The sequence below is a fragment of the Streptomyces fumanus genome, from assembly GCF_014655295.1.
In the GTDB taxonomy this organism is placed as follows: domain Bacteria; phylum Actinomycetota; class Actinomycetes; order Streptomycetales; family Streptomycetaceae; genus Streptomyces; species Streptomyces fumanus.
Genome location: NZ_BNBI01000018.1, coordinates 89,510 through 104,076, shown reverse-complemented (window position 1 = coordinate 104,076; position 14,567 = coordinate 89,510). Strand labels below are relative to the sequence as shown.

The 14,567-nt window shown below is 74.5% G+C and carries 15 protein-coding genes; 8 read left to right on the top strand and 7 right to left on the bottom strand.

Features of this window, described 5'->3' with window-relative positions; genetic code table 11:
• Positions 1-72: 72 nt before the first annotated feature.
• The gene (purB, locus tag IE316_RS31295) at positions 73-1,515 is read left to right on the top strand and encodes an adenylosuccinate lyase (protein ID WP_190207896.1); all 1,443 of its coding nucleotides are present in this window, start codon (positions 73-75) and stop codon (positions 1,513-1,515) included.
• Between the two features lie 14 nt (positions 1,516-1,529).
• The gene (gene mug, locus IE316_RS31290; protein ID WP_190207895.1) at positions 1,530-2,075 is read left to right on the top strand and encodes a G/U mismatch-specific DNA glycosylase; all 546 of its coding nucleotides are present in this window, start codon (positions 1,530-1,532) and stop codon (positions 2,073-2,075) included.
• A gap of 13 nt (positions 2,076-2,088) precedes the next feature.
• Here the strand turns inward: mug and IE316_RS31285 are convergent, their stop codons facing one another.
• The 3 genes from IE316_RS31285 to IE316_RS31275 are packed head-to-tail and all read right to left on the bottom strand — an operon-like array spanning position 2,089 to position 4,218.
• A complete protein-coding gene (locus IE316_RS31285) occupies positions 2,089-2,529 on the bottom strand; it encodes a hypothetical protein (RefSeq protein WP_190207894.1) in 441 nt (146 codons plus the stop codon).
• Positions 2,530-2,569: 40 nt separating this feature from the next.
• Positions 2,570-3,295: an ABC transporter permease gene (locus IE316_RS31280; protein ID WP_190207893.1), complete on the bottom strand. Its 726-nt coding sequence runs from the start codon at positions 3,293-3,295 to the stop codon at positions 2,570-2,572.
• Between the two features lie 2 nt (positions 3,296-3,297).
• Positions 3,298-4,218, bottom strand: a complete 921-nt coding sequence (locus IE316_RS31275; protein ID WP_190207892.1) for an ATP-binding cassette domain-containing protein — start codon at positions 4,216-4,218, stop codon at positions 3,298-3,300.
• A gap of 108 nt (positions 4,219-4,326) precedes the next feature.
• On the opposite strand from IE316_RS31275, the gene IE316_RS31270 reads away from it, so the two are divergent.
• The 3 genes from IE316_RS31270 (at position 4,327) to IE316_RS31260 (ending at position 7,396) form a co-directional block, all read left to right on the top strand.
• Complete coding sequence (locus IE316_RS31270) at positions 4,327-5,475, top strand: sensor histidine kinase (RefSeq protein WP_190207891.1); 1,149 nt, start codon at positions 4,327-4,329, stop codon at positions 5,473-5,475.
• Positions 5,476-5,489: 14 nt separating this feature from the next.
• A complete protein-coding gene (locus IE316_RS31265) occupies positions 5,490-6,155 on the top strand; it encodes a response regulator transcription factor (protein ID WP_190207890.1) in 666 nt (221 codons plus the stop codon).
• An 86-nt stretch (positions 6,156-6,241) separates the two neighbouring features.
• On the top strand, positions 6,242-7,396 hold the full coding sequence (locus tag IE316_RS31260) for an ROK family protein (RefSeq protein WP_190207889.1): 1,155 nt from the start codon (positions 6,242-6,244) through the stop codon (positions 7,394-7,396).
• A 2-nt stretch (positions 7,397-7,398) separates the two neighbouring features.
• Here IE316_RS31260 and IE316_RS31255 read toward each other — a convergent pair whose 3' ends face one another.
• Positions 7,399-8,160 (bottom strand): GntR family transcriptional regulator, encoded by a 762-nt coding sequence (locus tag IE316_RS31255; protein ID WP_190207888.1) that lies wholly within the window; start codon positions 8,158-8,160, stop codon positions 7,399-7,401.
• Positions 8,161-8,284: 124 nt separating this feature from the next.
• The gene (gene sigJ / locus IE316_RS31250) at positions 8,285-9,169 is read right to left on the bottom strand and encodes an RNA polymerase sigma factor SigJ (RefSeq protein ID WP_190207887.1); all 885 of its coding nucleotides are present in this window, start codon (positions 9,167-9,169) and stop codon (positions 8,285-8,287) included.
• Positions 9,170-9,330: 161 nt separating this feature from the next.
• Here sigJ and IE316_RS31245 point away from each other — a divergent pair, with 161 nt between their 5' ends.
• Positions 9,331-10,209, top strand: a complete 879-nt coding sequence (locus tag IE316_RS31245) for an alpha/beta fold hydrolase (protein ID WP_190207886.1) — start codon at positions 9,331-9,333, stop codon at positions 10,207-10,209.
• On the opposite strand, the gene IE316_RS31240 is transcribed toward IE316_RS31245, so the two are convergent.
• Both IE316_RS31240 and IE316_RS31235 read right to left on the bottom strand, forming a co-directional pair.
• A complete protein-coding gene (locus IE316_RS31240) occupies positions 10,161-11,030 on the bottom strand; it encodes an esterase/lipase family protein (RefSeq protein WP_190207885.1) in 870 nt (289 codons plus the stop codon). The two genes, IE316_RS31245 and IE316_RS31240, sit on opposite strands and share 49 nt — an antisense overlap.
• Positions 11,031-11,153: 123 nt before the next feature.
• Positions 11,154-11,687, bottom strand: a complete 534-nt coding sequence (locus IE316_RS31235) for an SRPBCC family protein (protein ID WP_308438953.1) — start codon at positions 11,685-11,687, stop codon at positions 11,154-11,156.
• Between the two features lie 368 nt (positions 11,688-12,055).
• On the opposite strand from IE316_RS31235, the gene IE316_RS31230 reads away from it, so the two are divergent.
• The gene (locus IE316_RS31230) at positions 12,056-12,706 is read left to right on the top strand and encodes an HD domain-containing protein (RefSeq protein ID WP_229910636.1); all 651 of its coding nucleotides are present in this window, start codon (positions 12,056-12,058) and stop codon (positions 12,704-12,706) included.
• Positions 12,707-12,754: 48 nt separating this feature from the next.
• Positions 12,755-14,554 (top strand): NAD(P)/FAD-dependent oxidoreductase, encoded by a 1,800-nt coding sequence (locus IE316_RS31225; RefSeq protein ID WP_190207884.1) that lies wholly within the window; start codon positions 12,755-12,757, stop codon positions 14,552-14,554.
• The last annotated feature ends 13 nt before the right edge of the window (positions 14,555-14,567 follow it).

Below are 14,567 nucleotides of genomic sequence, written 5' to 3'. Positions count from 1 at the left end.
GCCGCCCTCGTAGGTTCCTCCAGCTCCCCCCTCGGCGCCGGCCTGCACGAATCGCCAGTAGAATCCGTATCCGTGACTTCCGCTCCCGCCAAGCCCCGCATCCCCAACGTCCTCGCCGGACGCTACGCCTCCGCCGAACTGGCCGTCCTCTGGTCGCCCGAGCAGAAGGTGAGACTGGAGCGGCAGCTCTGGCTCGCCGTGCTGCGGGCGCAGAAGGACCTCGGCATCGAGGTGCCCGACGAGGCGATCGCCGCCTACGAGCGCGTCCTGGACCAGGTCGACCTCGCGTCGATCGCCGAGCGCGAGAAGGTCACCCGGCACGACGTGAAGGCGCGGATCGAGGAGTTCAACGCCCTCGCCGGGCAGGAGCACGTGCACAAGGGCATGACCTCCCGGGACCTGACGGAGAACGTCGAGCAGCTTCAGATCCGGCTCTCCCTGGAGCTGGTGCGGGACCGCGCCGTCGCCGTCCTGGCCCGCCTGGGCAAGCTGGCCGGGGAGTACGCCGAGCTGGTCATGGCCGGCCGCTCGCACAATGTCGCGGCGCAGGCCACCACGCTGGGCAAGCGCTTCGCCACCGCCGCCGACGAGCTGCTGGTCGCCTACGCCCGGGTCGAGGAGCTGCTCGGCCGCTACCCGCTGCGCGGCGTCAAGGGGCCGGTCGGCACCGCCCAGGACATGCTGGACCTGCTCGGCGGTGACGCGGACAAGCTCGCGGAGCTGGAGCGGCGGATCGCCGGGCACCTCGGCTTCGGGCAGGCGTTCACCTCCGTCGGCCAGGTCTACCCGCGCTCGCTGGACTACGAGGTGGTCACCGCGCTGGTGCAGGTGGCGGCGGCCCCCTCCTCGCTGGCCAAGACGATCCGGCTGATGGCCGGGCACGAGCTGGTCACCGAGGGCTTCAAGCCGGGTCAGGTCGGCTCCTCGGCGATGCCGCACAAGATGAACACCCGCTCCTGCGAGCGCGTCAACGGCCTGATGGTGATCCTGCGCGGCTACGCCTCGATGACCGGCGAGCTGGCGGGCGACCAGTGGAACGAGGGCGACGTCTCCTGCTCGGTGGTGCGCCGGGTGGCGCTGCCCGACGCGTTCTTCGCGCTGGACGGGCTGCTGGAGACGTTCCTGACCGTGCTCGACGAGTTCGGCGCGTTCCCCGCCGTCGTCGCCCGGGAGCTGGACCGCTATCTGCCGTTCCTCGCCACCACCAAGGTGCTGATGGGCGCGGTCCGCGCGGGCGTCGGCCGGGAGACCGCGCACGAGGCGATCAAGGAGCACGCCGTGGCGACCGCGCTGGCGATGCGGGAGCGGGGCGCCGAGCGCAACGACCTGCTCGACAAGTTCGCCGCCGACGAGCGGCTGCCGCTGGACCGGGCCGAGCTGGACGCCCTGATGGCCGACAAGCTGTCCTTCACGGGCGCCGCCGCCGACCAGGTGGCCGCCGTGGTGGCCCGCGTCGAGGAGATCGTCAAGCAGCACCCCGAGGCGGCCGGTTACGCGCCCGGCGCGATCCTCTGACGCCCCGGCCCGCCATGCCCCGCTTCACCCCCGCCGAACTGGAGGCCGCCCGCGACCGGCTGCTGCCGGACGTCGTCGCGGACGGCCTCCGGGTGCTGTTCTGCGGCATCAACCCCGGTCTGCTGTCGGCCGCGACGGGCCACCACTTCGCCCGCCCCGGCAACCGCTTCTGGCCGGTGCTGCACCGGTCCGGGTTCACCCCCCGTCTGCTCAAGCCGTCCGAGCAGGAGGAACTGCTGTCCTACGGGCTCGGCATCACCAACGTCGTGGCGCGGGCCAGCGCGCGGGCCGACGAGCTGACCGCCGAGGAGTACCGGGAGGGCGGCCGGCAGCTCGCCCTGAAGGTGGCCCGGCTGCGGCCGCGCTGGCTCGCGGTCGTCGGCGTCACCGCCTACCGCGCCGCCTTCGACGACCGCAAGGCCCAGGTGGGGCCGCAGGAACGGCGGATCGGCGACACACGTGTGTGGGTGCTGCCCAACCCCAGCGGCCTGAACGCGCACTGGACGGCGCAGACCATGGCGGAGGAGTTCGCCCGGCTGCGGGAAGCCGCGGAGGCGTGAGCGGCCCGGCGGGTCAGGGCGGTGCCGTCCGCGTGACGGCGGCCAGCAACTGCACCTCGTCCGCCGGGTCCCGGTCGGCGACCGCGAGAGCGACCCAGCGGCCGGTCCCGGTGACGTCCCGGAGGTAGGCGACGCGGGCGCGGGCGCTCAGCTCGGCCCAGGGCTCGGGTATCTCCTCCGCCCGCTCGGCGCGCAGCAGGACCGTCCCCAGGTTCCAGATCTCCGACTCCCCCCAGCGCTCGGCCAGCAGGGCGTCCACCGCGTCCCGCTCCTTCTCGTACTGGTCCACCACCGCGGCGCGCTCCGCCGGGTCGCCGCCCCGCACCCCGTGGCTGGTGCGCAGCACCACCAGGTGCCGCTCCCCTTCCCCGCCGTCGTCCGACGGGCCGTGCCCCGCCGGGAGGGGGCGGGAGCACAGCTCGTCGATCAGCGCGATGTGCCGTGCGATGTCCATGGCTCCAGTAAAGCGCCCGGCACTGACAATTGGCGGGCCGTCAGACGTCCGACCGCCGCAGCTTCCACGCGCCGGCCCCCACCGCGGCGGCCGTCCACAGCGCGGTCACCGCGAGCCCGGTCCAGGGGCCGACGCTCCCGTCGTACGACTCGTGCAGCACCACCTGGCCGGCCCGGTCGGGGAGGAAGTCGGTGAGGCCGCCGGCCAGGTCGCCGATCACGAAGGAGACGATGAGGACGAACGGGATCATGAGGGAGAGGGTGGCCGTGCCGCTGCGCAGCAACGCGGTGAGCCCGGCCGCGAACAGGGCCATCAGCGTCAGGTAGACACCGCAGCCGACGACCCCGCGGACCTGCTCGGCGGCGCTCAGCCCGCTCGCGGCCGGGCCGAGCCCGGCCCGGGCCGCCAGCAGCGCGGCGAGGGCGCCGGCCAGGCCCACGGCGAGCGCGGGCAGGGCGACGGCCGTGAGCTTGGCCGCGAACCACCGGCCGCGGCGCGGCACCGCGGCCAGCGAGATGCGGATCGCGTGCCCGTGGTACTCGGAGGACATCGCCAGGGCGCCGAAGGAGATCGCGGCGATCTGTCCCGGCGTCACCCCGGACAGCGCCATGAACAGCGGGTCGAACTCCGGGTCCGAGGTGTCGGAGACACCGGCGACCGCGGAGAAGGCGATGGTCGCGGCGAACACCGCCAGCAGGGCGCCGTACAGCGACCGCAGGGTGCGGACCTTCGTCCACTCCGCGCGCAGAACGGGAACGAACGGCATGGTCAGACCTCCTGGGGACGGGTGGCGAACTCGGTGGCGGCGGCGGTCAGATCGAGGTACGCCTGCTCCAGCGTGCCCTCCTCGGCGGCGAGTTCCAGCACCGGTACCCCGGCGGCCGACAGGGCGCGTCCGATGTCGTCCACGCGCGCGTCGTCCACGCTCCAGTGCCCGTCCTCGTGCCGCACCGCCTCGTGGCCGTGCCGGGCCAGGACGCCGCCGAGGGCGGCGGCGTCCGTCGTACGGACCCGGACCCGGGGCCGCACGCGCGCGTGGATGAACTCCCGCATCGGGGTGTCCGCCAGGAGCCGCCCCCGGCCGAGGACCACCAAGTGGTCGGCGAAGGACGCGGTCTCGTTCATGAGGTGGCTGGAGACCAGGACGGTCCGGCCCTCGGCGGCGAGCCGGCGCAGCAGCCCCCGGAGCCAGACGATGCCCTCGGGGTCGAGGCCGTTGGACGGCTCGTCCAGCATCACCACCTCCGGGTCGCCGAGCAGCGCGGCGGCGATGCCCAGCCGCTGCCGCATGCCCAGGGAGTACGTCTTCACCCGGCGGTGTGCCACGGCGGCGATCCCGGTCTCCGCCAGCACCTCGTCCACGCGGCGGGCGTCGAGGCGGTTGCCGAGCGCCAGGATGCGCAGGTGGTCCCGGGCGGTGCGGGAGGGGTGGGCGGCGTGCGCGTCGAGCAGGGCGCCGACGTGCCGCAGGGGTGCGCCGAGGGCGGCGTAGGGGCGGCCGCCGACGGTGGCGGTCCCGGAGGTCGGCCGGTCCAGGCCGAGCACCAGCCGCATGGTGGTGGACTTCCCGGCGCCGTTGGGTCCGAGGAAGCCGGTGACGCGGCCGGGGCGGACGGTGACGGTGAGGTCGTCGACGGCCCGTCGGCCGCCGTACTCCTTGGTGAGGGCGTGGAGGTCGATGCTGGTCATGGCAGCAGCGTGGCCGCCGGTGCCGGTCCGGGGCCTCCCCCGCCGGTGGTGATCGTCTCCCCCGTGCGAGGGAGGTCCGCGGTCGGTGCCGGCTGGCACGATGACGCCATGGTCCGCTTGCTGCGCCCGCTGGTGCGGGGGACGACGTACACCCGGCTGCTGCACCTGTGGGTGCCGATGCTGTGCGTGAGTCTGTGGTTCCTCATCGACGACACGACGCTGTGGGTGCCCGCGGTGGCGGCGGTTCCGCTGGGGCTGGTCGCGGGGGTGCGCGGCGGCGAGCGGGTGCAGGCGCGGTGGCTGCTGACACCCGGCGGGGCGGACCCCGGTCTCCCCGAGGGGCCGTCGGTGACCTGGCGGGACCGGCTGCGCACGGTGGTGTGGCTGGAGGTGCGGATGGCGCTGGGCTGGCTGACCACGTTCGCCTGCGTCTGGCTGCCGGTCACCGGGTACTGGCTGGTCCGCCTGGCGCTGGGCGAGCGGACCGGCACGGTCGCCGGGGAGCTGGCGCCGCACTGGGCGTACGGGCTGCTGGTGCCGCTGCCGCTGCTCGCGCTGTACGCCGTGGTGGTCGGCCTGGGGGCGGTGGTCACGGCGGCGGCCCGCGCGCTGCTCGGTCCCTCCCCCTCCGAGCGGCTCGCCGCCCTGGAGGAGCGCACCGAGCACCTGCTGGAGCGCACTCGGATCGCCCGTGAGCTGCACGACTCCATCGGGCACGCGCTGACCGTCGCCGTGGTGCAGGCGGGCGCGGCGCGGACGGCCGGCGATCCGGAGTTCACCGACCGGGCGCTGGCCGCCATCGAGGAGACCGGCCGGGCCGCGCTGGCGGACCTGGAGCGGGTGCTCGGCGTGCTGCGCGAGTCGGGGCGGCCGGTGAGCGCCCGGCCGACGCTCACGGACGCCGGCCGGCTGCTGGAGTCGGCGCGGGCCTCCGGCGCCGAGGTCGACGCCGAGCTGACCGGCCCGCTGGGCAGCGTGCCGGGCCCGATGTCGAGGGAGGGGTACCGCATCCTCCAGGAGGCGCTGACCAACGTGCTGCGGCACGCGGGTGCCGTGCCGGTCGTCGTCCGCGTCGACGTGGCGGACGCCACCCTCGGCCTGGAGATCCGCAACCCCCTCCCGGCCGGCGCCGCCGACGCGGGCCGGGGCAGCGGCCTGCGCGGCATCCGCGAGCGCGCCGCCCTGCTCGGCGGCCTCGCCCGGGCCGGCCCGGACGCGGGCGACTGGCGGGTGCGGGTGGAGCTGCCGCTGCGTTGATCTAGGCTGGCCGGATGCCGGTCACCGTTCTGCTCGTCGACGACGAACCCCTCGTCCGCGCGGGGTTGCGGGCCGTGCTGGAGGCGCAGGCCGGGATCGAGGTGGTCGGGGAGGCGGCCGACGGGGCGGCGGTGGTGCCGCTGGTGCGGCGACTGCGTCCCGACGTGGTCGCCATGGACGTGCGGATGCCGCTGATGGACGGCATCGAGGCCACGCGCGTGCTGCTGCGGACCCTGGACGCGCCGCCGAAGATCCTGGTGGTGACGACCTTCGAGAACGACGAGTACGTGTACGAGGCGCTGCGCGCGGGCGCCGACGGGTTCCTGCTGAAGCGGGCCCGGCCCGCGGAGATCGTGCACGCGGTCCGGCTGATCGCGGAGGGCGAGTCCCTGCTGTTCCCGGCCTCGGTACGGCGGTTGGCCGCCGAGTACGGCGACGACGGCGGCGGGAACCGGGCGGCGCGGGCCGCGCTGGAGCGGGCCCGGCTCACCGAGCGGGAGGGCGAGGTACTGCGGCTGATGGCCCGGGGCCTGTCGAACGCGGAGATCGCCGCCGAGCTGGTCGTCGGCACGGAGACGGTGAAGTCTCATGTCAGCGCCGTACTGGCCAAGTTGGGCGCCCGGGACCGCACCCAGGCGGTGATCGCGGCCTACGAGTCGGGGTTCGTCTCGCCGGGCTGAGCCCGGCCGGGCGGACCGGCGCTCGCCGGGCCGGAGCGCGCCGAGTACGATCCGGCCAACACGCGCACGAGCTGGGAGGACGGACGGTGGGGCGGCTGACCGGCGGGGATCCCTCGCTGCTGCGGAGGATCAACTCCGCGGTGGTGCTGCACGCCCTGCGTGCCACGGACTGCGCGACACTCACCGAGATCACCGCGGTGACGGGCCTGTCCCGGCCCACCGTGGAGGGCGTGGTGGAAGGGCTGATGGAGGCCGGCCTGGTGGCGGAGGCGGCGCCCGAGGAGACCACCGCGCGGCGGCAGGGCCGGCCGGCCCGGCGGTTCCGGTTCCGGGCGGAGGCGGGGCATCTGCTGGGGCTGGAGATCGGGCCGCACCGGGTCGCCGCGCTCCTGGCCGACCTGGACGGGCGGGTGATCGGCGCCCAGGCCAAGGACGTCGACGTGAGCGCGCCGGCCGACGAGCGCCTGGAGAAGCTGCGTTCGGCCGTCGCCGAGCTGCTGCGGCGGGCCGGGGTGGCGCGCGGCTCGCTGCGCGCCGTGGGGGTGGCGACGCCGGGGATCGTGGAGGCGGACGGCACGGTACGGCTGAGCACCGCGCTGCCCCAGTGGACGGGGCTGCGGCTGGGCGAGCGGCTGGGCCGTTCCTTCCGGTGCCCGGTGCTGGTGGAGAACGACGCCAACGCGGCGGCGGTCGCCGAGCACTGGAAGGGCGCGGCCACCGACTCCGACGACATCGTGTTCGTACTGGCGGGGCTGAGCCCGGGCGCCGGTTCGCTGATCGGCGGGAAGCTGCACCGGGGGTACGGCGGGGCGGCCGGGGAGATCGGCGCGCTGCACCTGCTGGGCCGGGAGGTGACGCCGGAGAAGCTGCTGTCCACCACCAGCGAGCCGCTGCACCCGCTGGACGAGCAGGCGGTCGCCGAGGTCTTCGCGCAGGCCCGGGGCGGGGACGAGCGGGCCCGCGCGGCGGTCGACCGGTTCCTGCGGCGGCTGGTGCACGACGTGGCGGCGCTGGTGCTCGCCCTCGACCCGGAGCTGGTGGTGGTCGGCGGCTGGGCGGCCGGTCTGGACGGCGTACTGGAGCCGCTGCGGCGGGAGCTGGCCCGCTACTGTCTGCGGCCGCCGAGGGTGACCCTGTCCCTGCTGGGCGAGGCCGCCGTGGCGACGGGCGCGCTGCGGCTGGCGCTGGACCATGTGGAGGAGCAGCTCTTCGCGGTGGAGGGCACCACGGCCCGCCGCTGAGGTCAGCAGGCCCGGCTGCGCGGACCGCCGTGGTGGATCTCCACGTCGCCGGAGTCGCCGAAGGTGAGGCGGCAGGTGTCCGCGCGGTAGGTGGCGACGGAGAGGGCGGCGATCCGGGACCCGGCGCAGTACCGGGTGGTGACGACGAGGACGGGGGCGCCGGGCAGCCGGTCCAGTTGGCGGGCGTCCTCCGCGTGGGCCGAGCCGAGTTCGACGGCGTTCTCCTGCCGCTCCAGCTCCAGGCGGCGCAGTTCGCGCAGCACCGCACGCGCGCGGGCCGCCCCGGACGGCGCGTCGATCGCGGTGAGGTCGGGCACGGAGGCCGGGGGGATGTGGAGCAGTTCGGCGGCGACCGGCCGGCCGTCGGTGACGCGGGAGCGGCGCACGGTGTGCACGGGCTCGTCGCGGCCGGTGCCCAGGGCGTCGGCGACGGCCGGGGGCGGCACCGCCAGGACGCTGTCCAGGGGCTGCCAGCCGTCGTCGGTGCCGGGCCAGTCGTGCTTGCGGGAGCCGACGGCCACGCCGACGCGCGGCGGGGCGACGGTGGTGCCGACGCCGCGGCGGCGCTGCAGGCGGCCCTCCAGTTCGAGCTGTTCCAGCGCCTGGCGGAGGGTGGCGCGGGCGACGCCGAAGCGGGCGGCGAGGTCGCGCTCGTTGGGCAGGATCTCCCCCACCGAGAACTCCGAGTCCAGTGCCTCGGTGAGTACGGTCCTGAGGTGCCAGTACTTCGGTTCCGGCACCGTGTCGAGCTGCGTGGTCCCCACCCTGTCCTCCGCGATCGCCGGGTCCGGCGGCGTTTATAGCGCCCTTGTTTATTAAAGGTTGTTGCACTTCTCTGCGACCATAGGACGCCCCTCACCCTTGGTCAATACCAATCCCGCTCCGTGGTCAGGCGGTCGGCAGGGCGCGCAGCTTGTCGGGGTTGCGGATGATGTACACGGTCTGGATCAGGCCGTCGGCGACGTCGAGCTGGAAGACGGCGTCGGGCCGGCCGCCGGAGAGGACCAGCAGCGCGGGGCCGCCGTTGAGCTCCAGGAGGCGGTAGTCGGCGTCCGGGACGCCCTTGCGCGCGGCGCCGGCCAGGAAGCGGCCCACCTTGTCGGCGTTCTCCAGCACCCGCAGCGGGGCCTTGGACTTGCCGCCGCTGTCGCCGACCAGCCGGACGCCGGGGGCGAGCAGGGCCAGCAGCGCGTCGAGGTCGCCGCCGGCCGCCGCGGCGAGGAACCGCTCGGTGAGGTCGCGGCGCCGGCCGGGGTCGACGTCGTAGCGGGGGCGCCGTTCGTCGACGTGGCGGCGGGCCCGTCCGGCGAGCTGGCGCACCGCCGCCTCGCCGCGCTCCAGCATGGCGGCGATCTCGGCGTACGGGTAGCCGAACGCCTCCCGGAGGACGAACACCGCCCGCTCCAGCGGGGACAGCGACTCCAGCACGACCAGGACGGCGAGGGAGACGGAGTCGGCGAGCACGGCGCGCTCGGCGGCGTCCGGGGCGGTGGCGCCGAGGTCGGTGACCCAGGGCTCGGGGAGCCAGGGGCCGACGTAGGTCTCGCCGCGGGCCTTGATCTGGCGGAGCCGGTCGACGGCGAGGCGGGTGGTGACGCGGACCAGGTAGCCGCGCGGCTCGCGGACGCCGTCGCGGTCGGCGCCGGACCAGCGCAGCCACGCCTCCTGGACCACGTCCTCCGCGTCGGCCGAGCGGCCCAGCATCCGGTAGGCGACGCCCAGGAGGAGGGGGCGGTGCGCTTCGAAGACCTCGGTCGCGGTGTCGGTGGTCACCGCTCCATCCCAGCGGACGGCTCCGGCGGTTGTCCAGGCGGTGCCGTCCGCGCCCGGCTTTCGAACAGCAGCGTGACGAACAGAGGCGCGACACAGGTCTACCCGTCGGTAGCTTTTGCTGACAACCTGTCTACAACTCATCCGACCCGACGAGGAGCCTCATGTCCGCCACCCTCTCCTTCCCGGTCCCCACACCGCACGGCCCCCAGGAAGCGACCCTCTCCTACGCGCGCGTGGGCGCTGGCGAGCCGCTCGTCCTGCTGCACGGCATCGGCCATCACCGCCAGGCGTGGGACCCGGTGGTGGACATCCTGGCGACCGAGCGCGAGGTGATCGCCGTGGATCTGCCGGGGTTCGGCGCCTCTCCGGCGCTGCCCGAGGGCCTGCCCTACGACCTGGCGACGACGCACGCGGTGCTCGGCGGGTTCTGCTCGGCGCTGGGCCTGGACCGGCCGCACGTGGCCGGGAACTCGCTGGGCGGGCTGCTCGCCCTGGAACTGGGCCGCCAGGGGCACGTCCGGTCCGTCACCGCCCTGTCCCCCGCCGGTTTCTGGTCCGAGTCCGAGCGGCGCTACGCCTTCGGTGTGCTGGCCGGGATGCGGGCGACCGCGCGCCGGCTGCCGCTGCCGCTGGTCGAGCGGCTGTCCCGTACGGCCCTCGGCCGCACGGCCCTGACCAGCACGATATACGCGCGCCCGGGCCGCCGTTCGCCCGCGGACGTGGTCGCCGAGACCCTCGCCCTGGCCCACGCCGAGGGCTTCGCCGAGACGCTGCGGGCCGGGCGGGATGTGCTGTTCACCGACGACGTGCCCGGGATACCCGTCACCATCGCCTGGGGCAGCCGCGACCGGCTGCTCATACCCCGGCAGGGCGCCCGCGCCAAGCGGGTGATCCCGGGGGCCCGGCTGGTCCGGCTGCCCGGGTGCGGCCATGTCCCGATGAACGACGACCCGGCGCTGGTCGCCCGCGTCCTGCTGGACGGCAGCCGGCCTCAGCCGTCCAGCGCCGCCAGCACCTCGCTGAGCACGGTCGCGTTGTAGGGCATGCTCACGTGCGGGGTGCGGTCGGCGGGGTCGAGGTCCTGGAGCACGATGTTGCGCACCTCGACGCCCTCGGCCGGCGCCAGCGCGCACGAGGTGTACGGCGTGACCACGTCGTCGTAGGCGGTGGCGATCACGGTGTGCCGGACGCCCGGGGTGGTCTCGCCGAGGGCGGCCAGTTCGCGCTGGAAGGGGTGGTCGTGCTGGAGCTGCGGCCAGGCCGGCACGACCGTCCCGACGGCGCCCTGCTCGACGAGTTCCCTGGCGCCGGTGATCTGCCGGGCGAGGTTCATCAGGCCCTGGGCGGTGACGCCGTGGTTGCTGGGCGCGATGCCGACGAGGGTGTGCACCTTGGGGGCGCCGCCCAGGGCGTTGAGGTAGTAGCGCGGCATCATGCCGCCCTGCGAGAAGCCGACGATGTCGACCTGCTGCGCGCCGGTGCGCCGCAGCACCTCGTCGACGAACTCGCCGAGCTGCCGCGCCGACCGCTTGATGTCGCCGAGGCCGAAGATCAGCGGGTTGCCGTACTGGCCGTAGTCCAGGCGGAAGACGCGGTACCCGTGCTGCCGCAGCAGGGGCGCGGCCGAGGTCCAGGTGTAGCCGCGGTTGCCGAAGGTGCCGTGGACCAGCACCACGGGGCGCGGGTGCTCCTCGGTCAGCGGCTTGGTCCAGTCGTCCTCGCCGGCCGGGACGTCGACGGTGGCGATGACGACGGCACCGGCGACCTCGATGAGGGGCGACCCGAGGTAGAGGGTCCCGAAGACGTCGGTGCCGCGGTTCGGCGCGTTCGGTCCGGGAAGCGGCGGGTCGCAAGCACTCATGGGCGTCTTCTTCGCTGAAGGAAATCCGGCTGGACTTCTCGGACTCCCCAGTCTCACGTCCGGCGAACGCCATGACGATCCCTCGTCCGGGGGAACGAATTCCGCCCATCGAGTGACCAGGGTTCACTCTCTGCCCTGCGTACCGCGCGCCTCGGCGCCCAGCTCGGGGGCGAGCCGGACGGACGCGGCCCGCAGCAGCCGTACGTACGGGCTCCACCGGCGGGGGCGGGCCACCCGGCCGGTCAGGGTGCGCTCCGCGCGGTCGAGGCCGTCGAGGAAGACGGCGTCGTGCAGGGGCCGGAAGAACAGCGACCAGACCGGCCAGCGGGGGCCGCGCGGCCGGACCACCAGGGTGTGGCGCAGCACCGAGCGCCCGGCGTCGACGCGCTCGACCCCGAACTCGTGGAAGCCCTCGAAGCCCCGGGGACCGGTGAAGCGGAACCGCACCCACCGCCCGGGGACGTAGTCGCTCACCACGTACCGCACCAGTCCGTGGCCGCCGGGCACGCCGACGGCCAGCGGGCCGTCGAAGCGGACGGGCGGCCACTCGGGCGGCCAGAGCCGGTCGTCGCGGCCGCCGAGGGAGTCGATCAGCTCCCCGACGGTCTCCGGCGGGACGGACAGCGGGCGTTCATGGACCTTGAGCACGGCGATCACGGACAGAGCCTTCCCGGCCCGGCACCGGAGCGGAACTCCCTCGAACGGGTGCCGACTCGCACGCCCGGGGCGTGCGGCGGGCCCCGCGCGCCAGGGAGTTCACCCCGGCACGTCCCGCAGGTGGCCGGAAAGCGTCGTCGCATCCCACCCATGCGGGGCTCCCGGGCGTCTCACCTGCCAACTCCGCCGGAAAAACGGCTGGTTGGCCGGGCGCCGGCGGACCGCGCGACGGGAGGGCGAAGACCGGACAGGTCGCGCGGAGCCGGGAGCCGGCGGAGGGGGGAAGCCGAATCCGAGCGTAAAGACGGGTGAGAAGGACGACGCGACCGGTGGCGCCCCAGTGCCGCCGTCGACACAGGGGGTTGGCCATGGCCGCACGGCCCGACGGGCCCGGTTCCGGAGGCGGTGCCACCGGCCGGGATCCGGTGCCACCGGAGGCGCTGCCGAAGGCGTGGCGCCCGCTGCTGGCGCGGCCGGCGCTGGCGAAGCAGCTCGGCGATCCCCTGGGCAGCGCCGCCCTCACGGAGATGGCCCGGCTGCTGCCGACCCAACTGGCGCTGCACTCGCTGCGCGTGTTCCTGCTGGCCGACGCCTGGGCGCAGGCCGAGGGGACGCGGTTCGACCGACCCGGGCTGCTGGCCGCCGTGGCGTTCCACGACACCGGGCTGGTGGGGTGGGCGCCGCTCGGGCGCGGTGGATTCCCGCGCCGCTCCGCCGAGTTGCTCGACCGGTTCCTGGCCGAGCGGAAGGTGGACGACGCCCGGCGGGCGGCCCTCACCCGCGCGGTGCGCGAGCACATGCGGCCGTTTCCCCCGCGGAACGCCGGGCCCGAGGCGCGGCTGCTGCACTTCGGTGTCTGGCTGGACGTCACCGGACGCGGCGAGCGCCGGCTGCCCGGTGAGCGGCGGATGGTCACCGCGCCGGCGCCGACGCCGCTGTTCGCCGTCACCTTCTTCGCCCGGGTGGCGGCCTGCGGGCTGCGCCGGGTGCGGCCGGGCCCGGCCTCCACCGCACGGTGAACCGCCGGGCCCGGCACCTCGCTCTGTCGTCGCGAAAGGACCGTACACATGCAAGAGGACCAGCGGGAGTTCGACGTCGCCATCGTCGGAGGGGGCATCGGCGGCACCATGCTCGGGGCGATCCTCGCCCGGCACGGCGTCCGCACGCTGCTGCTGGAGGGCAGCGGGCACCCTCGGTTCGCCATCGGGGAGTCCACCGTCCCCGAGACCACGTTCGGCCTGCGGGTACTGGCCCAGCGGTACGACGTGCCCGAGATCGGGCACCTGGCGACCAACGGGGCGCTGCGCCGGCATGTGTCCTCGAACTGCGGAGTGAAGCGGAACTTCGGCTTCGTGTACCACCGGGAGGGCGAGCCCGCCCGGGCCGACGAGTGCAACCAGAACCCGACCTGGGGACCGCCGCTCGGCCCGGACTCGCACTTCTTCCGGCAGGACGTGGACGCGTACATGTTCCACGTCGCCGTCTCGTACGGCGTCACCGCGTACACCCACACCCTCGTCGACGACGTGAAGTTCGAGGAGGACCGGGCCACCCTGGTCACCCGGGACAAGGGCTCCTTCCGGGCGTCGTACGTGGTCGACGCGGGCGGGATGCGGGCCGTGCTGCCCGAGCGCCTGGGGCTGCGGCAGGAGCCGCCGTACCGGACGCGCTCGCGGACCGTCTTCACGCACATGGTGGGGGTGCGGCCCTACGACACCGTGGCGCCGCCGCGCGAACAGCACGGGATGACCAGCCCATTCAGCGAGGGCACGCTGCACCATGTGTTCCGGGGCGGCTGGATCTGGGTGATCCCGTTCGACAACCACTCCACGAGCACCAGCGAGCTGTGCAGCGTCGGCGTCAACCTCGACCTCGACGCCTATCCGCGGCCCGAGGGCGTCTCCGCCGAGGACGAGTTCTGGCAGCAGGTGCGCCGGTTCCCCACGGTGGCGCGGCAGTTCGAGCACGCCCGGGCGGTGCGGCCGTACGTGTCGACCGACCGGACCCAGTTCTCCTCGCAGCAGGTCGTCGGCGACCGCTGGTGCCTGCTGCCGCACGCCAGCGACTTCATCGACCCGCTGTTCTCCAGCGGGCTCGCCGTCACGGTGATGTCCCTCAACGCGCTCGGCCACCGGCTCATCGACGCGGTGCGGCAGAACGACTTCGACACCGCCCGCTTCGCGTACCTGGAGCACTGGACCAAGCGGATGTTCCGCTTCTACGACGACCTGGTGGCGTGCAGCTACATCTCCTTCGACGACTTCGACCTGTGGAACGCCTGGATCCGGGTGTGGATCATCACCACGCTGTACGGCACCAACGCCCAGAACCAGGCCGCCGTCGCCTTCGACAAGAGCGGCGACCGCGCCAGCTTCGACATGCTCGAACTGCCGCCGTACCGGGGGCTGCAGGGCGTCGACAACCCCTGGGTGGAGCGGCTGTTCGAGCAGTCGCGGGACGCCGTGCTCGCCTACCGCGCGGGCGAGGCCAGCAAGGAGCGGACCGTCGCGCGGATCTACGAGCTGCTGCGCGAGAGCGGGCTGTGCCCGGCCGTGTGGGGCACCCTCGACCCGGAGAACCGCTGCCCCGCCGGGGCGTTCACGCTGTGGCCGCTGATGAAGGTCCTGCTGTGGGGCAAGTTCCGCTCCCCCCGGCACGTCCGCGGCGCCTACTTCACCGGCGGCGCCCGCCTGATCGGCAAGGAGGCGGTGCAGACGTGCGCCACCGAGCTGCGCGGCGGCGTCGGCCAGGTGCAGCAGACCGTACGGGACATGTGGGTCAACTGGAACCGTGACTGGACGCGGCGGCCGGCGCCGCGCACCACGGCCGGGCCGCGGCCCGGGGAGGAACGCGGCACCGGGAAATAATACCGAAAAGTCA